Annotated in this window: 17 protein-coding genes; 4 read left to right on the top strand and 13 right to left on the bottom strand. The window is 64.5% G+C overall.

Annotated features, from left to right (window positions below; translation table 11 throughout):
• Window positions 1-26 precede the first annotated feature (26 nt).
• Window positions 27-983, bottom strand: a complete 957-nt coding sequence (locus tag T31B1_RS03900; protein WP_353248144.1) for a cation diffusion facilitator family transporter — start codon at window positions 981-983, stop codon at window positions 27-29.
• On the bottom strand, window positions 983-1,303 hold the full coding sequence (locus T31B1_RS03895) for an ArsR/SmtB family transcription factor (protein ID WP_353248143.1): 321 nt from the start codon (window positions 1,301-1,303) through the stop codon (window positions 983-985). The genes T31B1_RS03900 and T31B1_RS03895 overlap by 1 nt, the downstream gene beginning before the upstream one ends.
• Window positions 1,304-1,395: 92 nt before the next feature.
• Here T31B1_RS03895 and T31B1_RS03890 point away from each other — a divergent pair, with 92 nt between their 5' ends.
• Window positions 1,396-2,085 (top strand): HAD family hydrolase, encoded by a 690-nt coding sequence (locus T31B1_RS03890; RefSeq protein ID WP_353248142.1) that lies wholly within the window; start codon window positions 1,396-1,398, stop codon window positions 2,083-2,085.
• Here the strand turns inward: T31B1_RS03890 and gltX are convergent.
• The 6 genes from gltX to T31B1_RS03860 all read right to left on the bottom strand — a co-directional run bounded on the left by gltX (window position 2,082) and on the right by T31B1_RS03860 (window position 9,069).
• Window positions 2,082-3,512 carry a glutamate--tRNA ligase gene (gltX, locus tag T31B1_RS03885; RefSeq protein ID WP_353248141.1) on the bottom strand — a complete coding sequence of 477 codons (1,431 nt, stop codon included), beginning with the start codon at window positions 3,510-3,512 and terminating at the stop codon, window positions 2,082-2,084. The genes T31B1_RS03890 and gltX overlap by 4 nt on opposite strands.
• 50 nt (window positions 3,513-3,562) lie before the next feature.
• Window positions 3,563-3,958 carry a hypothetical protein gene (locus T31B1_RS03880; protein ID WP_353248140.1) on the bottom strand — a complete coding sequence of 132 codons (396 nt, stop codon included), beginning with the start codon at window positions 3,956-3,958 and terminating at the stop codon, window positions 3,563-3,565.
• 353 nt (window positions 3,959-4,311) lie between these two features.
• Complete coding sequence (locus T31B1_RS03875) at window positions 4,312-5,835, bottom strand: malonate--CoA ligase (RefSeq protein ID WP_353248139.1); 1,524 nt, start codon at window positions 5,833-5,835, stop codon at window positions 4,312-4,314.
• Window positions 5,836-5,892: 57 nt separating this feature from the next.
• On the bottom strand, window positions 5,893-7,215 hold the full coding sequence (locus T31B1_RS03870; protein WP_353248742.1) for a TRAP transporter large permease: 1,323 nt from the start codon (window positions 7,213-7,215) through the stop codon (window positions 5,893-5,895).
• Window positions 7,216-7,455: 240 nt separating this feature from the next.
• Complete coding sequence (locus tag T31B1_RS03865; RefSeq protein ID WP_353248138.1) at window positions 7,456-7,998, bottom strand: TRAP transporter small permease subunit; 543 nt, start codon at window positions 7,996-7,998, stop codon at window positions 7,456-7,458.
• A 69-nt stretch (window positions 7,999-8,067) separates the two neighbouring features.
• Window positions 8,068-9,069, bottom strand: a complete 1,002-nt coding sequence (locus tag T31B1_RS03860) for a TRAP transporter substrate-binding protein (RefSeq protein WP_353248137.1) — start codon at window positions 9,067-9,069, stop codon at window positions 8,068-8,070.
• A 250-nt stretch (window positions 9,070-9,319) separates the two neighbouring features.
• On the opposite strand from T31B1_RS03860, the gene T31B1_RS03855 reads away from it, so the two are divergent.
• Window positions 9,320-10,489 (top strand): carboxyl transferase domain-containing protein, encoded by a 1,170-nt coding sequence (locus T31B1_RS03855; protein ID WP_353248741.1) that lies wholly within the window; start codon window positions 9,320-9,322, stop codon window positions 10,487-10,489.
• Entirely contained in the window at window positions 10,486-11,106 is a 621-nt protein-coding gene (locus T31B1_RS03850; protein ID WP_353248136.1) for a glutathione S-transferase family protein, read from the top strand. The genes T31B1_RS03855 and T31B1_RS03850 overlap by 4 nt, the downstream gene beginning before the upstream one ends.
• Before the next feature lie 130 nt (window positions 11,107-11,236).
• Here the strand turns inward: T31B1_RS03850 and metE are convergent, their stop codons facing one another.
• A complete protein-coding gene (metE, locus tag T31B1_RS03845; RefSeq protein WP_353248135.1) occupies window positions 11,237-13,513 on the bottom strand; it encodes a 5-methyltetrahydropteroyltriglutamate--homocysteine S-methyltransferase in 2,277 nt (758 codons plus the stop codon).
• Window positions 13,514-13,666: 153 nt separating this feature from the next.
• On the opposite strand from metE, the gene T31B1_RS03840 reads away from it, so the two are divergent.
• Window positions 13,667-14,560, top strand: a complete 894-nt coding sequence (locus T31B1_RS03840) for a LysR family transcriptional regulator (protein ID WP_353248134.1) — start codon at window positions 13,667-13,669, stop codon at window positions 14,558-14,560.
• 290 nt (window positions 14,561-14,850) lie between these two features.
• Here the strand turns inward: T31B1_RS03840 and T31B1_RS03835 are convergent, their stop codons facing one another.
• The 4 genes from T31B1_RS03835 to T31B1_RS03820 form a co-directional block, all read right to left on the bottom strand.
• The gene (locus tag T31B1_RS03835) at window positions 14,851-15,114 is read right to left on the bottom strand and encodes a type B 50S ribosomal protein L31 (RefSeq protein WP_353248133.1); all 264 of its coding nucleotides are present in this window, start codon (window positions 15,112-15,114) and stop codon (window positions 14,851-14,853) included.
• A gap of 67 nt (window positions 15,115-15,181) precedes the next feature.
• The gene (gene ileS / locus T31B1_RS03830) at window positions 15,182-18,373 is read right to left on the bottom strand and encodes an isoleucine--tRNA ligase (RefSeq protein ID WP_353248132.1); all 3,192 of its coding nucleotides are present in this window, start codon (window positions 18,371-18,373) and stop codon (window positions 15,182-15,184) included.
• An 87-nt stretch (window positions 18,374-18,460) separates the two neighbouring features.
• Window positions 18,461-18,748, bottom strand: coding sequence for a membrane protein insertion efficiency factor YidD (gene yidD / locus T31B1_RS03825; RefSeq protein WP_353248131.1), 288 nt, complete (start codon window positions 18,746-18,748; stop codon window positions 18,461-18,463).
• A gap of 38 nt (window positions 18,749-18,786) precedes the next feature.
• Window positions 18,787-20,142, bottom strand: a complete 1,356-nt coding sequence (locus tag T31B1_RS03820) for a histidine kinase (protein WP_353248130.1) — start codon at window positions 20,140-20,142, stop codon at window positions 18,787-18,789.
• Between the last annotated feature and the right edge of the window lie 473 nt (window positions 20,143-20,615).

Below are 20,615 nucleotides of genomic sequence, written 5' to 3'. Positions count from 1 at the left end.
GCTGGCAGCGACGAACGCAGAGCGCATCAGGCCCGCGATGCCAGCCCGCAGTCGGCGCCGCCGGCACAGTCGATGGCAGTCTGACGATCTTCCGGCTGCAGCGTCGTATGGGTGATTGCATACCGATCGGCCAGCAGCGCTTGCAGCCGCGGCAGGATAGTCTGCCATTCGGCCAGTCGGGCGATCTCCACATGGGCAGCGAGCGCTCGCTGGCTGGAGGACAGGCTCCAGATGTGCAGATCGTGCACCGATTGCACGCCCTCGACATCGGCCAGTGCACGGCTGACCTGACGGGCGTCCACGCCCTTGGGCACGCCTTCCATGAGTACGTGTACGACTTCCCTGAGCAGCCGCCAAGCGGACACCAGAATCAGCGCGCTGACCAACAGCGAGAGAATCGGGTCGATCGGCATCCAGCCGGTGAGAATAATGATCAGACCGGCCGCCAGTGCGGCCACCGACCCCAGCAGATCGCCGATGACGTGGATGAGCGCGCCGCGGACGTTCATGGTCTGCTCGCCGCGCATCAGGATCACCGCCACGGCGATATTCATCACCAGGCCAATGCCCGCGATGACCATCACCGGTGCGCCGGCCACGGTACGCGGCTCGGCGAAACGCTCAATCGCGGAGACCGCGATCGCGACCACCACCACGATCATGAGCACTGCATTGATCAGGGCGCCCAGCACTTCCGCACGCTGCAACCCGAACGAGTGCACACGCGAGGCTGGTCGCTTGGCCATCCAGGCGGCCACGGCGCCGATCGCCAGCGACGAACTGTCGGTGAACATGTGCCCGGCGTCGGACATCAGCGCGAGCGAATCCGCCCACCAGCCGCCGACCGCCTCCACGAAGGCGAATGCCAGGGTCAGGCAGAGCGAAAACACCAGCACCCGGCCGCTGCCGCCATGGTGATGATGGCCGCCCAGGCCGCCGTGGTCGTGATCGTGGTCGTGGTCGTGTGCGTGATCGTGGCTCATTACAAATCCTGTTCGTCGCTGTGCTCGACCATGTCCCGCAACACCCGCTGTACGTGTGCATCTGCGGCCACGTAGAACACCTGCTTGCCGCGGCGCTCGGCGCGCAGCAACCGCGCGGCCCGCAGAAGCCTGAGATGGTGGCTGGCCAGCGACATCGAGATATCGATATCTGCCGCGAGCGTCTGCACGCTGCGGGGCTCTTCCAGACAGGCATAGACCAGCGATAGCCGATTCGGCTCGCCGAGCAGACGGAACATCTCGGCCAGGCGCGATGTCTGGCCCGTGCTCAGCACTTGCAGTTCGAGATAGGTGGTCGTCATGCGCGCCCCTACAATTGAACAAGCATTGTATCGACCGCGTGACTGTTATGGTATCGCGCCATGGCTCATCGATCGGCGCACGCCGGGAGCCCATGCGATCGCACTATCGGCTGCTGAGCTTCGACGGCGACATGACGCTATGGAATTTCGATGCGGGCATGCGTGCCGCGCTCGAAGCGACCCGTCGGGCGCTGATCGAACGACGGCCGACACTGGCCGCCGCGCTGCCCGATATTCGGCCCATGATGGCCGTTCGCGAGCGCATTCTGGCCGACGCCAGCGCGGCCGGCCTGTCATTCGCCGCGATTCGCCGTCGCGCTTTCCGGACGCTGCTCGTCGAGCACGACGCGGCCGATGATCGGCTCGGCGACCAGCTGTATGCGGTCTATCTCGAACACCGGCTCAAGGCCACGCCGCTGTATCGCGATGTCGTTCCGCTTTTCGCCCGCCTCGACTCCGATCTGCATCTGGCCCTGCTGTCCAATGGCAACACGCATCCGAAGCATCTGGGCATCGCCGACCGCTTTGATGTGATCGCCTTCGCAGGCGCGATGTATCGTGCCAAGCCTTCGCCCGACCTGTTCGATTACGCCTTCGACCACCTTGGCTGCCGCGCCGAACACACGATCCATGTCGGCGATTCGCTGGCGGCCGATGTCGCCGGGGCCCATGCCGTGGGCGCAACCTCTGTCTGGCTCAATCGAGACGGCCGCCCCAACGACACCGCGATCGTGCCCGATCACACGATCGCCAGCCTCGCCGAGCTGAAGGCGTTGCTCTAACCGCTCGAGGCGTCGAATTCGGCGACCGCCGCATCCAGACGCGCCAGCGTGGTCTCGCGTCCGAGCAGGCGCAGGGTGCCGTCGATCGAGGGCGATACCGCCGTGCCGGTGACCGCGATACGAATCGGCTGGGCCACCTTGCCCATGCCCACCTCGTTGTCGGTGGCCACCGCCTTGACCGCCGCGCTGATGGGCTCGTCCTGCCAGTCGATCAGCGTGGCCAGACGATCGCGCACCTGGGCCAGCAGGGCGGGCGAGCCGGTCTTCATGTGTTTCTTGACCGCCTTGGCCTCGTACTCGGCGACGTCGTTGAACAGGAACAGGCTCTGCTCGGCCATTTCGAGCATGGTCTTGCAGCGGCCCTGCTGAACACGCGCGATATCCACCAGATACGAATGATCGTTGCAGGTCACGTCCAGACGCGCCAGGTGCCAGGACAGCTCGATCGCCAGCGCGGCCGGATCGGCGGCCTTCATGTGCTCCTGATTCACCCACAGCAGCTTGTCGGGGTCGAACGTCGAAGCGCCGCCCTGCACGTGAGTGATGTCGAAGTGGGCGATCATCTCCTCCAGCGAAAAGATCTCCTGATCGCCGTGCGCCCAGCCCAGGCGCACCAGATAGTTGAGCAGCGCCTCGGGCAGATAGCCCTCCTCGCGATAGCGCATCACGCCGACCGCACCGTGGCGCTTGGACAGGCGCTTGCCGTCGGCACCCAGGATCATCGGTACGTGGGCATAGACGGGCAGCTCGCCGTCGTCGCCCACGAGTGCCTTGAGGATGTTGATCTGGCGCGGCGTGTTGTTCACATGGTCGTCGCCGCGGATGACATGGGTGATGCCCATGTCCATGTCATCGACCACCACACAGAAGTTGTAGGTCGGCGTGCCGTCGGCGCGGGCGATGACCAGATCGTCCAGCTCGGTGTTGGAGATGGTGATATCGCCCTTCACCAGATCGTGGATCACCGTTTGCCCGTCCAGCGGCGTGGCGAAGCGGATCACCGGATCGACCCCGGCCGGCGGCTCGGGCAGCGTCTTGCCCGGCATCGGCCGCCAGGTACCGTCGTATTTCGGTTTTTCGCCCTTCGCACGGGCGGCCTCGCGCATGGCCTCGACGTCTTCGGCGCTCGAATAGCAGCGATAGGCCTTGCCTTCGTCGATCAGCCGCTCGATGACCGCCGCGTAACGATCGAAACGCTGGGTCTGGTAATAGATCTCGCCGTCATGATCGAGATTCAGCCAGGCCATGGCATCGAGAATCGCGGCCACGGCCGCGTCGGTGGAGCGCTCGCGGTCGGTATCCTCGATACGCAGCACGAATTGCCCACCGCTGGCCTTGGCGTGCAGCCAGGAATACAGCGCGGTGCGCGCCCCGCCGATATGCAGATAACCGGTGGGGCTGGGAGCGAAACGGGTGACGACGGACATACGGGAACTACCTGATCGGGCCGGAATCGGCGGTTGGCCGGCCGAGTAGTCTAACAAGCCGGATACGCTTGACGCGCGCCCGGCAGGCACCACCGGGTCGTCATGGTGAGCGACAAGATCGACTGATACGCGGGTGTTTGGTTGACGTTGGCGACCGGTGGCTCACGGGCGGCGCACCGGCCGTCGGTTAGCCCCTGCATCGCCTGCTGCACGCCTCCCGACGGGCCGCTGCGGATATCGGACTCACCGTACCTCATATCCTTGTGCTCGAGGCCGGTGTCGGCAAGCACATTGCCGGGCGCATGCGCCGGGACAAGGGCGGCGTCGCGCAGCTGGTCAAGGATCTGGCCGGCGAATCGCTGATCGGGCGGCGCGTGCATCCGACCGACCGCCGCAACCGCCGACGGGTGCCGACCCGCCCCCGGGCCCGCGATGCGCCAGTGCATGGTCGCGATCGAAGCATCGCCGGGCGCGCCCTGGCCGCCTGGCTGCCCACGGCCGATGCCGTCGTGTCTCGAACCGGCCAAGTCGATGATCACCCGTCTCGAACCGATACGGGCTGGCCCATGAAACGCAGTCCTCTAGCGCGTAGCTTCACCGTACTCGCCAAGAACGCAATCACCCCTACATGCTGCGCGTCACGCTCGGCGGCCAAGCCATGGCCACGCTTGTGCTCGATCAGCCCAGCACATGGGCCAAGCTGTGCTTTGCGCGGGCCCCCAACGACCGCCTGCTGCGGCGCATCGACACGATCCACTCACGGACCGGTGCACGTTGCGCGGACACGCCGCCTGTGGCCTCAACCCGGTCGGTAGATGGCGTCGAACTGCTTGCGCAACTGATTCTTCTGCACCTTGCCCATCGTGTTGCGCGGCAGTTCGTCGATGAAGAACACGCGCTTGGGCTGCTTGTAGCGGGCCAGGCGGTCGCGGAGCGCAGCAATCACCTGGCTTTCGTCGATTGTCGCACCGTCGTTGGGCACGACCACCGCGGTCACCCCTTCGCCCAGATCCGGATGAGGGACGCCGATCACCGCTGATTCCAGCACTCCGTCCATTTCATCAATGGCCTGCTCGACCTCCTTCGGATAGACGTTGTAGCCGCCCGAAATCACCAGATCCTTGTCGCGCCCGACGATCTGTACGTAGCCTTTGTCGTCGATCTTGGCCAGATCACCGGTGACGAAGAAGCCATCCTCGCCCAGTTCCTCGGCCGTCTTCTCGGGCATGCGCCAATAGCCGACGAACACGTTCGGGCCTCGCACCTTGAGCATGCCGGTCTCGCCGGTGGGCAAATTCGCCCCGGTTTCGCGATCGACCAGCTGGATCTCCACGCCCGGCAGCGGCAGGCCGACGGTGCCGGCAATACGGGCGCCGTCGTACGGGTTGGACGTATTCATGCCGGTCTCGGTCATGCCATAGCGCTCAAGAATGGCGTGGCCGGTACGGCGTTCGAACTCCGTATGGGTGTCCGCGGTCAGCGGCGCAGAACCGGAGGTGAACAGGCGCATGTTCCGTGCCAGCTCTGGCGTCAGCCGCTCGTCAGCAAGCAGCCGCGTGTAATAGGTCGGTACACCCATGAGCGCGGTGCCGCGCGGTATCTCGTCGAGAACGGCGTCGATATCGAACTTCGGCATGAACAGCATGGCCGCGCCCGACATCAGCACGACGTTGCAGGCCACGAACAGTCCGTGGGTATGGAAAATGGGCAGCGCGTGGATGAGACGATCGTTGGCATCGAAACGCCAGGCTTCGACCAGTGCCTGCGCGTTGGAGGCCAGGTTGCGATGGGTCAGCATCGCGCCCTTGGAACGCCCCGTGGTACCCGAGGTGTAGAGGATCGCTGCGAGGTCGTTCTCGTCGCGTGACTCGATCGACTCCATTGGCTCGGCCTGTTCAGCCAGCTCCATGAGGCGGCCGTCGCCCTGTGTGCCGAGAGTGACCACCTGCGGACAGCCGGCCTCGCGCGCCACCCGTTCGGCTTCATCGGCCGCGGCAGGCCGACACACATACAACGCGGGTTCGGCATCGCCGAGAAAATAATCGATCTCGGTGCTCGTATAGCCGGTGTTCAAGGGCAGATAGGCGCCGCCGATCCGCAGGCAGGCGAGATAGAGCAGAATGGCTTCAGGGCTCTTGTCGACCTGTACGGCCACGCGGTCGCCGGGCTTGACGCCGAGCGAGGCCAGCGTACCGGCCAGGCGCTCGCTCGCTGCCAGCGCCTGGGCGTAGGAGTAGCGCCGTCCCTCACGGGTGACGATGAAATCGGCGTCGCCGCGAGCGGACATGCGCTCGGCAAAGGACTCGAACAGATTGTGGCTCATGAATTGATGTCTTCGTTTTGCGGGTTCATGCCCGGCGTCGTTCGTGCCGCCCGGTTACTAGCCCATGATCACGTCCGGCAACCATGTGGCGATTGCCGGAAAGAAGCACAGAAGCACTATGCCGAGCACCATGCACAACGCATATGGCAAGCTGCCCAGCAGCACGTCGCGTAGTGCAATGTCTGGTGCGATACCGTTGATTATAAACAGGTTCAGCCCGACGGGCGGCGTGATCAGCCCGATTTCCAGGTTGATCGTGAGCACTACCGCAAACCAGTACGGGTCGAAGTTCGCCTGCAGGATGATCGGCAACAGGATCGGCGCGGTCATCACGATCACCGCGACCGGCGGCAAGAAGAAGCCGGCAACCAGCAGGAACAGGTTGATCACACCCATCAGCACCCAGCGGTTGACCTCGAGATCGGCGATGCCGCCGGCGATGGTCTGGGTGATGAACATCGACGACAGGGCATAGGCGAAAATCTCTGCCGCGGCGATGATCAGCATGATCATCACGCTTTCCCGCAGGCCGTCGCGCATGATCAGCTTGAGCGGCTTTACCTGCCACATGCGGTAGACGAAGATCGCCAGCGCCAGGCACAGGAATGCGCCCACCCCGGCGGCCTCGGTCGGCGTCGCCACGCCGCCGTAGAGCGCGAACAGAATGCCCGTGACCACGACGATGAACGGCAGCACCCGCACGAGCGCCTTGAGATTGCCCTCGACGTTGGCTTTGGCCTGTTCGGCCGCCGATGCCAGCGGGTTGTCGTAGCCGCCGGCAAGCTTGCAGGCGATGACGGTCCAGACCATGAACAGAACGGCCAGCATCAGACCCGGCAATGCGCCGGCTATGAACAGCCGGCCGATCGAGGTCTCGGTGGAAATCCCGTAAACGATCATGGTCACCGACGGCGGAATGAGGATACCGAGCGTGCCGCCAGCGGCGATACAGCCTGCCGCGACGCCGTCGGGATAACCGCGCTTGCGCATTTCGGGAATGCCGAGCTTGCCGATGGCCGCACAGGTAGCCGGCGAAGAGCCCGATAACGCCGCAAAGATCGAGCAGGCACCGATATTTGAGATCGCAAGCCCGCCGGGCACGCGCCCGAGCCACAGATCCAGCGACCGGTAAAGATCGCGTCCGGTGGGCGATGACGCCACCGCCGAGCCCATCAATATGAACATCGGAATCGCCACGAAACCGAACGAGGCGATGCTGTTGTAGAAGGTCTCACCGAAATAGACGAGTTCGGTCATGCCGCGCCCGAGCACCAGCGCGACCAGCGATACACCGCCCAGTGCGAACGCGATCGGCGTGCCGATAGCCATGAGCGCGAACAAGGCGACCGCGATCAGAATGCCACTGGTGACCGGGTCCATCATGCACTCTCCGATCCGGCGGCCACCAGGACGTCTGCCAGGCCGGTACGACCTGGCCAACCAGCCAGGCGCACCTCGGCCCGGCCGAGATGGCTACGAGCACCTCTCACCCGTGCGGGCAAATCGGGCATCGGTGCGTGTCCGGGCGGTGACATCGGCTGCTCGGGTGCAATGACCACACGGCTCTCCTATTCCTTGCCGGTCGCATGGCGAACAGGCGCCACGGCCGGGATGACTGAATCAAGACTCGCTCTTGTCCTCGGGTCGCAGGATTTCGGCCACGTACTGCAGCGACAGCAGGCTTACGCCGATCGGTAACGGCAGCAGGATCGGCCAAAGGCGCGGATTCCAGACAGTGCCGGTGGTCCAGCCGGTGCTATAGGCCTCGATGAAGTAGTGCCACGACCCATAACTCAGCGCCAGACAGAACGCCAGGCCGACGAGCGATGCCGCGTACTGCATGAGCCGCCGTGCCCTGCCACCGAGCGCATCCGGCAGCGCGGTGATCGCAACATGGCCGCCGGTGGCCAGCACGTATGGCGCGCCCAGCAGCATCGCACCGCTGATCGCTGCGGTGGTGAACTCTGTCTGCCAGATGGTGCTCTGTCCCAGCAGATAGCGCATGAAGATCATGTGGCACACGGCCAGTACACCGGCGACCATCAGCGCGCCGGCGACCACCGCGACCGCACCCGACAGCCAGTCCACGGCGCGGATAAACGGCCGGAGGACGCCGGGGCTGCCGGCGTTACGCGCAGTCACGCTGGCCGACGAAGCAGCCACGTCATCCCCGTCCCGAGCCGCCGGATGATTCCTGTCGACCGACCCATGCATGCCCCGGTCGACTCCGTACTACTTGACCGAGAGCGCGGCATCGATCAGCGCCTGGCCGTTCGGCACCTTTTCGGCGAAGTTCTTATAGGAGCTCTTTTTCGCCACGTCGAGCCATGCCTGATAGTCCTCCGGGCTCATGGTCACGACTTTCACACCGTTTTCCTTGAACACGTCCACCATCTTCTGATCGAGACCGGCCGCCTCGTCGGCAAAGAACGCCTCGGCCTTCTTGCCGGCCGCCGTCAGCGCCTTCTGCTGTTCCGGCGTGAGGCGCTCCCAGCTGCGTTCGGAGATCAGGATCGGCTCATACATGAACCAAAGCGCGTTCTCGCCCGGCGCGGTGAGGCATGTCGCCTGTTCGTAGATCCGATACGACACGAACGAGCCCGATGAAGTGTTCGCGCCGTCGAGTACGCCGGTCTGCATGCCGGTATAGATCTCCGAGGACGGCATGGAGGCGATCGAGGCGCCGGCTGCCGCCAGCATCTGCTCGAAGGCCGGGCCGGCGGCACGCAGCGTCTGGCCTTCGACCGTGTCCGGCGACGTGATGCAGCGCTTGTTCGAGGCGAACCCGCCGGCCAGCCAGGCGTCTGCCAGGACTCGCGCGCCAGCCTTGTTGATCGTGTCCTTGATCATGTCCATGAACTTGGAATCGTTCAGGCGCTGTGCACGCTCGTGGCTTCGCACCAGGCCCGGCATCAGGGTCGCCGAAAACTCCGGATGCCGGCCACTGGCATAGTCCAGCGGGAACGAGGTCATGTCGAGGCGGCCGCGCACCAGAGCGCTCCACTGTTCCTTGGCCTTGAACAGCGACTCGCCCGGGTAGACCTGGATCTTGAGACCCACGTCGGCGTCGGCGACCTCACGGGCCATGAGCTGCACCATCTCGTCGCGTACGTCACCCTTGCCGCCGGGGAATTGATGCGATGCGCGCAACACCGTTTCGGCCAGTGCGGTACCGCTGACTACCAGCATCAGGGTGGCGGCCGTCAAGGCCAAGAGACTGAATGGACGTGCCATGGCGGATCTCCTCCAAATAATTTTTATTGCGCGCCGTGTTGTTTTTCGATGCATCGGCGGCTTTTTGGCAATCGATTATCCGGTTCAACGAGCGCTCGTTGGCGTAATCGATTCCCCCACAATGCATCATGGTGAAACCGCGCGGAACCGGAATAGACCAAAGTATGAGGGCGCGCGACCCGGTGTCGGTCGTCATTGTTTGATATACCAAGCAAAGCGAAACACACCTGCGGACAATCACCCGGTGGATATGACGGATTTTCTGGCGTGCTCCGCCTGCGAGCGCGTGGCGGCCCTGGCTGGCGACGCGGCCGAGCACCTTGTGCTGAAGTCGACGCTGTCCGCGGCCATGGGCAGCGACGGCGATCATCGATATCTGGTCGCGGCCACCGACCCGACGGTTACCAGCGGCGCAATCGGCGTCGCTGAAGCGCTGGATCTGCGCGCGCTGATCGAGCGCGCCCGACGAGACACGGGCGTGCTGGTGCTGGTGATCGATTCCGCCGGCGCCCGCGTCAGCGAAGGCGTGGCAATCCAGGGCGGCCTGCGACGCCTGTTCGCAGAGCTGTTCGCTGCTCGCGCCGGCGGCCTGCGTTCCATCGCGATACTCGGACGCAACGTGTTCGGCGGGGCCAGCATGCTGGCAATGGCCTGCGATCTGCGTGTCTATGCCGAACGCACACGGCTGGCGATGACCGGGCCGGCCGTGATCCAGAACCATAACGATGTCGGCCCGGCAACCGTGGGCGAAGCGATCGGCTCGGCCCGACGGCTCGAACACGATACACAGGGCATGCGCGCGGGCCACGACGGGCCGACCGGCCTGCGACCTGTCATGCGTCGCGCCCTGGCGCAGCGCACGCCGGATTTCGAGTGTTGGCGGCACGCACGGGACAGCGAACTACGCACCCGCCTGGGCGCCGGCCCGGCCGGCGACACGGGCCGGGCGATACAGGTGGTCGACCCCGGCACGATAAAACTTGTCGGGCAACGCTTGGCCGGACCGCACGACGTCATGCAGCTCATCGATACGCTAAACACGCTGGCGGCCGACGGCGACCGGATCGTTATCGACTGCGAATGGGCCTGCCACAGCATGGCGCTGGCCGACGAGCAGCGGCTGCTCAGCCAGTATCTCGTCCATCTGGGGGCAGTGATCCATTCGATCGAGGCGCACGGCACCCGGGTGTGTCTGCGAATTGCGCAGACGCTCTCGGGTGGGTTGTATATCGCCCTGGCGAGCGCGGTCTCTGACGTCCGGCTCGCTGCTGGCGCGCGCGTACTGACGCTGCCACAGGATATTCTCGACGCCTTCGTGAAGCAGCCGGCAGCGCCCGAGCTCGACGCCGGACGGCTCGTCGATTTCAGCGTCATCGATACGATCGAGCCTAGCAACACACCACCCGGGAGGCACCCGTGATCGAAGTCTGGGGGCGTAGGAATTCCATCAATGTGCAGAAAGTGCTCTGGTGCTGCGATGAGCTCGATCTGGCCTATCGGCTGGTCGAGGCCGGCGGCGCCTACGGGCGTACCGCCGAGCCCGACTATCGAGCCCTGAACCCGACCGGGCTCGTGCCCACGCTCGTCGACGACGGGATCGTGGTCTGGGAGTCGAACGCGATCGTGCGATATCTGAGTCGCCGCTACGGCGCCGGCACGCTCTGGCCCGACGATGCGCAGGCCCACGCCCGGGCCGAGAGCTGGATGGACTGGCAGACCACCGCCTGGCTGCGTTTGCGTCCGGCATTCATCGGTCTGATCCGCACCCCGGAGGCTGAACGCGACAGGGCGAGTATCGAGGCCGCCCTGGAAACGACCGCTGGCCACATGCAACTGCTCGAGTCGCATCTATCCGAGCATGACTATATTGCCGGCCACGCCTTCAGTATGGGCGACATCCCGCTCGGCGCGACCGTCAACCGCTGGCTCAAGCTCGATATCGCACGCCCCTCGACGCCGGCCCTGACGGCCTGGGAACAACGGCTGTCGCAGCGACCGGCCTATACCGATACGGTGCGTTCCATACCGTTGTCCTGACCGCCGAGCGGTGCCCGATGCGAGCCGGCCGGGCGTTGCGTGACTCCGTCGGCGTATCGCCGCGCGGTACCGGCGACAGCAATGAGAGCCGCCCCGGCGAACGGGGCGGCGCACAGGGTCTGGCTTGGAATCAGGCAGCCCTGGCCTGACGCAACGTGCGTGCGGCATCCACCATATGTTCGAGCGCCGGCTTGACCTCGGCCCAACCGCGGGTCTTGAGCCCGCAGTCCGGATTCACCCAGATCCGTTCGGGCGGCAGCACCTCGGTGGCTTTTTTCAGCAGATCGATCATCTCGGCCTTGGCGGGTACGCGCGGGCTGTGGATATCGTAGACGCCCGGCCCGATCTCGTTGGGGTAGTCGAACTTCACGAAGGCATCCAGCAATTCCATCTGCGAGCGCGAGGTCTCGATGGAAATACAGTCGGCGTCCATGGCAGCGATGGCCTCGATGATATCGTTGAACTCCGAATAGCACATATGGGTATGCACCTGGGTGTCGTCGGCCACCCCGCCTGCGGTCAGCCGAAAGGCCGCGGTCGCCCAGGCGAGATACTCGGCCCAGGCCGAGCGGCGCAGCGGCAGGCCTTCGCGGAACGCCGCTTCGTCGACCTGGATGGCCGCAAGCCCGGCGGCTTCGAGATCCACGACCTCGTCGCGGATGGCCAGCGCCACCTGCTTGACGGTTTCGGCTCTGGGCTGGTCGTCGCGCACGAACGCCCACTGCACCATGGTCACCGGGCCGGTGAGCATGCCCTTCATGGGCTTGTCGGTCAGCGACTGCGCATATTTCGACCATTTCACCGTCATGGCCTGCGGCCGTGAGACATCGCCGAAGATGATCGGCGGTTTGACGTAGCGCGAGCCGTAGCTCTGGACCCAGCCGAACTTGGTGAATGCATAGCCTTTGAGCTGTTCGCCGAAATACTCGACCATGTCGTTGCGCTCGAATTCACCGTGGACGAGCATGTCGAAGCCCATGTCTTCCTGCATTTTCACCGCATCGGCGATCTGGGCCTCCAGGAAGGCGTCGTAATCGGCATCCGACAGGTCGCCGCGCTTGTGGGCCGCGCGTGCGGCGCGCACTTCGCCAGTCTGTGGAAACGAGCCGATGGTCGTGGTCGGAAACACGGGCAGCTCGAGCTTGGCGTGCTGACGGGCCGCGCGCTCGGGATAGGCCGACAAGCGCTTGTAGTCGGCGTCGGTCACGCCGGCCGTACGCTGCTGGACCGTCTTGTCGTGGATACGCACCGATTGCGCGCGATCGGCCATGGCGGCCGTGTTGGCAGCCAGCTTTTCCTTGTCGACCCGGCTGTCCATGGCATGGGCAAGGAAGACGATCTCGTCGAGCTTTTCCTCGGCAAAGGCCAGCCAGTTGAGCAATTCATCGTCCAGCTTGCGCTCGCTGCGCAGGGTGACCGGGCTGTGCAGCAACGAGCAGCTGGGGCCAACCATCAGCCGATGGCCGCCGATCTGGTCGTGAACCGGCTGCAAGGCCGCCATCGCCCGCTGCAAATCGGTCTTCCAGATATTGCGGCCGTCGACGATACCCACCGACAGGGTCTGTTCGTCGCTCAGGCGGGCAGCCACCGCCGCGATCTCGGCCACACCGCGCACGCCGTCGACGTGTAGGCCCCCCACCGGCAGCGATGTGAACAGTTCCATGTTGTCGGCCAGTTCGCCAAAGTAATTGGCGACCAGAATCCTGATGCCGCGCACCCTGGACAACGCGTCGTATGCTTTGCCGATCACCTCGCGCTGCGCGTCGTTAAGATCCAGGGAGAATATCGGCTCATCCACCTGGAGCCACTCGGCGCCCTCAGCCGCCAGCTGCGTGGCGATCTGTACATAGACCGCGATCAGTTCGTCGGCCAGCGCGAACTTGTCCATGTCCGAGCCGTCGGTCACCTTGCCAAGCGTCAGATAGGTGGCCGGCCCCACGATCACCGGCTTGGTGACGATCCCCTGGGCCTTGGCCTCGAGGAACTCATCGACGATCTTGGAACCGGCGAGGTGGAACGAAGTCGCCCGGGTGAATTCGGGCACGATGTAGTGGTAGTTGGTATCGAACCACTTGGTCATCTCGCAGGCGATCGCCCCGTCGGTGCCGCGCGCCATGTCGAAGGCGACATCGATATTCATGTCGGTGCCGTCCCAGCCGAAGCGCTCGGGCACGTTGCCGATCAGACAGGACAGGCCCAGCACCTGATCGTAGAAGGAGAAATCGTTGGACGGGATGAGATCGATGCCCGCGGCTTTCTGTTTCGCCCAGTTGGCGCGTCGCAGTTCGGCGCCCGTGGCTTCCAGCCCGGCGTAATCGAGATTGCCCTTCCAGTAGGCTTCGGTGGCTTTCTTGAGTTCGCGGCGTTCACCGATACGGGGGAAACCGAGGTTCTGGGAAATCGTCATGGATACTCCGGTACGTTGCCGGCCTGTCTGCATGCGCAGCGCATACGCTCGCGTCAGGCCTGGCGATAGTCGACGACCAAAACTCTATCCCGAACATTCAATGAATAAAATTGGTATATTTGAATTGATAGATGATTAAAATTCATTGATTGTATGATCGAACGCATGCACCTGAGCATTCTTCGCGAGATCGAGCGCGAGGGCTCGCTGACCGCGGCCGCGCGATCGCTGCATCTCAGCCAGTCGGCACTCAGCCATGCCATTCGCAAGCTGGAAACGCGTTCGGGCACGGCAATCTGGGTACGCGAAGGCCGACGGGTGCGTCTGACCGCGGCCGGCGAACATCTACTCGCCGCGGCCAATCGTCTGCTGCCACAGCTCGAACGCGTCGACGCGGTACTCGCCGAACATGCCACCGGCGAACGCGGCGCACTGCGTATCGGCATGGAATGCCACCCCTGCTATCGGTGGCTGCTCAAGATCGTCGAACCCTATCTGCGCGCATGGCCGGGCGTGGATATCGACGTGGTGCAACAGTTTCAGTTCGGCGGCATGGCGGCGCTGTTCAACCACGAGATCGATATCCTCGTCACGCCTGATCCGCTACGCAAGAAAGGCGTGCAATTCGAGCCGGTGTTCGGCTACGAACAGGTGCTGGCGGTCGCCGCCGATCATCCGCTGGCCGCGCGGGATGTCGTGCAGGCCGAAGATCTCGCCGGCGAGACGTTGTTGTCCTACCCGGTCGATCCCAGCCGGCTGGACCTGTACGTATCGATGCTCACCCCGGCCGGTGTCGCCCCGCATCGCCACAAGACGGTGGAATCCACCGATATCATGCTCCAGATGGTCGCCGCGCAACGCGGCGTAGCCGCCCTGCCGCGCTGGCTGGTCGAGGAATATCGACCCCAACTCGCGATCGTGGCGCGGCGGCTGGGCGCTACCGGGATCGACAAGCAGATTCATCTGGGCGTGCGGCGCAGCGATCGCGGGCTGCCTGCACTGGAAGGGTTCCTTGAACTGGCCGCTGCGCATCGGGGAACGGTCTGATCCGCAATCAATGCGTTGATCCAGAACGCTAGGCTGGTTAGGGGTGTTTTTTACCGCTTGCGAGTTAGCCGTCCCCTTTTGTTTGGCACAACAATGCGACAACCCAAGCCCAAATCAACCTAAGCAGTTGATTCAAAGCCAAACGCATAAGGACACGAGGCTAGTCATAAAGAGCCACAAGAGACGCCTTAACGTCAGACACGCAAAAGCCGACCGACGCATGGCACGCCGATCGGCTTGGACTTGCAGGCGTCGCGCACCGCCGTAGCGAAGCGCCAGGGCGAGAAGCCTTACTGCTTCTTGGCGCCCTTCATCATGGCAAAGCGCCGGTTGAAGCGCTCGACCTTGCCGGTCGTGTCCATGATGTTCTGCTTGCCGGTATAGAACGGGTGCGTCGCACTCGTGACTTCCAGCTTGACCAGCGGGTATTCGTTGCCGTCGTCCCACTCGATCGTCTCGTTGGACTCGATGGTCGAACGGGTCAGAAAGGCGAAATCGCCGCCCATGTCCTTGAATACCACCGGACGATAGTTGGGGTGGATGTCTTTTTTCATGATGGCCTGCTGTCTATGACAATGCGGTTGTACGCGTTAGAACTCGTTTGTCGGTCACCGGAGCCGTCTACGACGGCCGGCGGGTCAGCGCCAGGGTGATGGCCGCGCCATCGATATCGAAGCGCTCGACCACCTCACCTTCCGGGTCTGTGCTTGCCACGTAATCCGTGGCCAGCGTTTCCTTCGCGATCGTCACGCCGTGCGCAACGATCGCCTGCGCCAGACTTTCGTCGGCGCTGTACACCACGCGGATACGGTCTGCGACATGAAAGTCGGCCTGCTTGCGCAGGCGCTGCACGCGGTTGATCACCTCGCGCGCCAGCCCTCTCTCGCGTAGCGAGCCGGTCAGTGTACTATCAAGTGCCACCGTGACGCCATCCTCGCGTCCGACGAGCCAGCCCTCGACGCCTTCGGCGGATACGATCAGATCGCCCTCGCCGAGTTCGATGGCCTCGCCGTTGGCGGTTACGGTAATCGCGTTGTCACGCATGTAGGCGGCGATGGCGTCGTCATCCAGCGCGGCCACGGCGGCGGCCACGGCTTTCATCCGCTTGCCCAGACGTTTGCCCAACACCCGGAAATCCGGTTTGACGCTGCGGCTGACCAGATCGCCTGCACCGGCGACGAACTCGATGCTATCGATATTGACTTCATCGCGAATGATCGCGGCGACCGCTTCGATATCCGCACGCGCGACCGCTGGCTCTTCGACCACGAGAATACGGGCCAGCGGCTGGCGTACGTTGATCGACGCTTGGTTGCGCAGTGCCAGCACGTTGGCCACCACGGCCCGGGCCAGTCCCATGCGACGCTCCAGATCGGTATCGATCAGCGTGGCATCCGGCGTCGGGAAGTCCGCCAGGTGTACCGACGCCCGCGCGCCCTGCTCGGCCGAGACGCTGGCAAACAGCCAGTCGGCGAAGAACGGCGCGATCGGCGCCATCATGGCGGCGACATCGCGCAGACAGGTCAGCGTGGTGTGGTAGGCCGCGCGCTTGTCGGCGACTTCGGCCTCGCTGGCATCCCCGCCGGCATCGGCACGCGCCCCTGCCCAGAAGCGAGCCCGCGAGCGGCGGATATACCAGTTCGACAGCGCTTCGATGAACCGCTCGATCGCGCGTGCGGCACGCGTCGGATTGTAGTCGTCGAGTGCTGCCGAGGCCTCGGCGGACGTGGACTGAAGGCGCGAGAGGATCCAGCGATCCAGCTCGGGCCGGTCGGCTACAGCCGGGGCCGGTGTATCGGCGGTGAAGCCATCGATATTGGCGTAAGTCGCAAAGAACGAATAGACGTTCTCCAGCGTGCCGAACACCTTGGTGCGCGTTTCGCGCAGGCCGCGATCGGCGTATTTGGTGTTGTCCCACGGCTGGCTGCTGGCCAACATGTACCAGCGGATGACGTCCGCGCCGTGTTCGTCCAGGGCCTCGAACGGATCAACCGTGTTGCCCTTGGACTTGGACATCTTCTCGCCGTTGGCATCCAGCAACAGGCCGTTGACGATGACGTTCTTGTAGGCCGGTGAATCCTTGATCAGCGTGCCGATGGCATGCAACGAGTAGAACCAGCCGCGGGTCTGATCCACACCTTCACAGATGAAATCCGCCGGGAAGTTCGCCTCGAAGATGTCCTGATTCTCGAACGGATAGTGCCACTGGGCGAACGGCATGGCGCCAGAATCGAACCAGACGTCGATGATTTCCGGCACGCGGCGCATGGTGCCGCCATCCGCGGCTTTCCAAGTGATCTCGTCGACCTGGGGCTTGTGCAGATCGAGGCTATCGTCGTCGGCGACCTGGTCGCCGGCGTATCGACGCAGTTCGTCGATCGAGCCGATCACCACGATATCGGCCGGATCGTTGTCGTTGACCCAGATCGGCAGCGGCGTACCCCAGTAACGATGCCGGGACAGCGCCCAGTCGACGTTGTTGGCCAGCCAGTCGCCGAAGCGACCGGTGCCGACATGCGGCGGATGCCAGTGGATCCGGTTGTTGTACTCGACCAGCTTGTCCTTATGGGCTTGCGTCGCCACGAACCAGGACTCGACCGGGTAATTCATCAAGGGCGTGCCCTTGCGCCAGTCGTGCGGGTAGTTATGCACCGTGACCTGTTGGCCGAACAGCAGTCCGCGATCCTTCAGATCGCGCGCGATCGGCTTGTCGGCGTCCTTGAACCACAGCCCGCCGACCAGCGGGAAATCGGCGCGGAAACGGCCATCGCGCTCGATCGGATTGAACACCGGCATGCCGTATTCGCTGGTCACGCGGAAGTCATCGGCGCCGAACGCCGGGGCTTCGTGCGCGATGCCGGTGCCGTCGTCGGTGGTGATGAAATCGGCCGCGATCACGCGCCAGGCGTGGTCCGCCTCGGGATGATCGGCGAAGCAGTCGTACGGCGGGGTGTAGCGCTTGCCGATCAGCGCGTCGGCGCCGAAGATTTCGAGAATCTCGGCGTTCTCGCCCAGCGTAGCCGCTACGCAGTCCTTGGCAACAATATAGACCGAGCCGTCCTCGGCCCGTGCCTTGGCGTATTCGATCCCGGGGCCGACGGCCACCGCGACGTTGGACGGCATGGTCCAGGGCGTGGTCGTCCAGGCCAGGATCGCCACATCCGGCTCGTCCTCCAGGAAGAACTTCACCGTGATCGACGGGTCCTGCACTTCCTTGTAGCCGAGGCTGACCTCGTGCGAGGACAGCACCGTCCCCGAGCCCGGCGAATACCAGTGGATCTTGTGGCCCTTGTAGAGCAGGCCCTGCTCGTGCAGCTGCTTGAGCAGCCACCAGACCGATTCGATGTATTCGTTGGAAAACGTCACATACGGCGCATCGAGATCGACCCAGTAGCCGATCCGGCGGGTGAGTTCGTCCCACTGGTTCTTGTAGCGCAGCACCGACTCGCGACAAGCCGCGTTGTACTTGTCGATGCCGTAGGCTTCGATGTCCTCGCGCGATTGCAGGCCGAGCTCTTTCTCGACCTCGATCTCTACCGGCAGGCCGTGCGTGTCCCAGCCGGCCTTCCGATCCACGCGATAGCCGCGCATGGTCTTGTAGCGACAGAACGCATCCTTGATGGTGCGCCCGAGCACGTGATGGATACCCGGCCGGCCATTGGCCGTGGGCGGGCCTTCGTAAAAAGTGAACGTCGGGCCGTCGGCGCGTGCGGCCGTACTGGCCTCGAAGACCTGCTCGGCTTCCCACCAGGCACGGATCTCGGTATCCAGCGAGGACAGGTCCAGGGGCTTGTGTTCGGCGAAACCGGTCATGGAACGAACGCGTTGATAGGGCGGGCCATCGGTCGAAGCGCGACACTATAAACCCTGTCGCGCCCTACTGCACCGGCGCCGACCGGTTCACCCGCGCCGGCGACGAGCGGCTCGGGGCGGCACGGGGTCGAAACCGCCTTCGTTGAGCGGATGACAGCGCACGATACGCCGGATCGCCAGCCAGCTGCCCCGCCAGGGGCCGTGGCGCTCCAGGGCGGTCATCGCATAGGCCGAGCAGGTCGGCATGAACCGGCAACGGGGGCCGATCAGCGGCGAGATCAGATAGCGATAACCCAGGATCGGCAGCTGCAGCAGGCGGACCGCCAGCCAACGCAGTCCGACCCGGCAGACCGATACGATCCGGTGCATGCTCATCGGGCCAGTGTATCCGAGCTGCCGCGCTGCCGGCACGATCAATCAGCCTGGTTGGCCGCCAGCGGCACCGCGAGCCGTACGGCAAGCCCCGGCCCGGCCTGACGTTCCAGATGAAAGCGACCGCCTAGCGCGGCAATACGCTCGCGCAGGCCGGTCAGCCCCAGCCCGAGACAGGCCTGTCCGGACATGCCCTGACCGTCGTCGACGACCTCGATGGTCAGCGTGCGCTCGTCGCCCGACGCGACGAGTCTGAGTGCCACAGCCACCGATCGCGCGCTGGAATGACGTGCGGCGTTGGTCAGGCATTCCTGAACCGCGCGATAGGCGGTCACCCGTACCGCATCGCTGAGATCGTCGTCGCAGACATCCACATCGAGCCGCCACTCGGTCGCGGGCATGCGACGCTGCCAATCCTCGACCAGATAGACCAGCGACTCTCGCAGGCCGAAATCATCGAGCACCGCGGGCCGCAGACGGCTGAGCAGGCGTTTGACACGCAGTTGCAGCAGGCTCACATGCTCCTGAACGGCATCGATACGCTGCAGCGCGGCGGCCTGTTCGTCGCGCCCCAGGGCCCAGCTCATGGCCTGAATCTCGGTACGGATCCCGAACAGATAAGGCGCCATCTCGTCGTGCAGCTCGCGGGCGATCGCGCGGCGTTCTTCCTCTTGCATGCTTACCAGTTTCTGGGTGAGCAGACGACGCTCACGGGTTGCCTCGCGCAGTACGCCCACCACGTGATTGAACTTGGCCTGGGTGTCGGCAAGCTCGGCAACCGCTGGCCCGCACACCGGCGCACCGAAGTCGCCGGCGGCCAGCCGGGCGAAGCCGGCATGCAGATCCCGAAGCGGCTTCAGCCCCAACCAGAGACCGAGATAGGTCAGCACACAGACCGCCACCAGCAGCCAGAACGCCAGCCAGAACAGGTCGTAGACATCGCGCCAGACCTCGGCGATCTCGTCTTCGGTCCGTGCGCTGATCCGGATCCGCCCGAGTTCGCTGTCGCCGGCGAACCGGATCGTGGCGAAACCATGCTCAGGCGGTACGATGAGCCGTTCGAACCAAGCCGGAGCCGGGTCCACCGGGGAGGCAGGTGTCAGCGAGCGCCAACGGCCGTCGTCGTCCTCGATTTCGACCTGTACATGACGCAGATCCTCGAAAGCGCGAGAGAGCAGCACCAGCGCGTCGGGCCGCAGCGGACGGCTCAGATCGGCCACGAAAAAGCCGACCAGTCGCTGGCTGAAATCCAGGTTCGCCTGAATCTCGTCCAGCGTCGCTTCGCGTGCGTTGTGCAGGATGATCGCCGCGCCCCCGACCAGCCCCAGACCCAGGATGCCCGCCACGATGGCCACCAGCCGGCCTTTCAAGGAAATACGCCGTGTGCGTATCAACATCGCCCCCTTTTCGTATACGCCCCATACGCCTCTGCCCTGCTCGGGCGCGTGCGCCGCTGTCAGGGCGACGACCCGCCGTGGGACGGCCGAATATAGAACGTCCCTGCCGGCGGCCCCTACCGTTCGGCCTCGTCGATCATGATGCGGTGGCCGCCCGGCGCCGTCGGCGCAGCCCCCGGATCGCGCACGAGCGGTAAACGGCCGGGCCGCCCCGCCCACAGGACATAGCCAGGCCGCTGCAGCTCGATTGCCCGATCGGCCGCGTCCCTTGCGACGCTGACCGGACGCCCCCGACCGCGCGCGCACGCAGTATCGACTGTGTTGCTGCGTCGCATCGGCCGAACCCGTGTCTTGTGCAGCGTGCGCCTGACGTACCGGCGTCGTGCAGCAGAAGATCGCCACCGCGGCCGGATACCGCCATCGGGTGAATATTCGCATATTTGATTCCGGCCAGCCTCGGCCACGGCCGGGAA

The sequence above is a fragment of the Salinisphaera sp. T31B1 genome (assembly GCF_040361275.1).
Classification (GTDB): Bacteria; Pseudomonadota; Gammaproteobacteria; order Nevskiales; family Salinisphaeraceae; genus Salinisphaera.
Note: the sequence above shows the minus strand (reverse complement) of the source record. Positions and strands in the feature narration are given on the sequence as shown.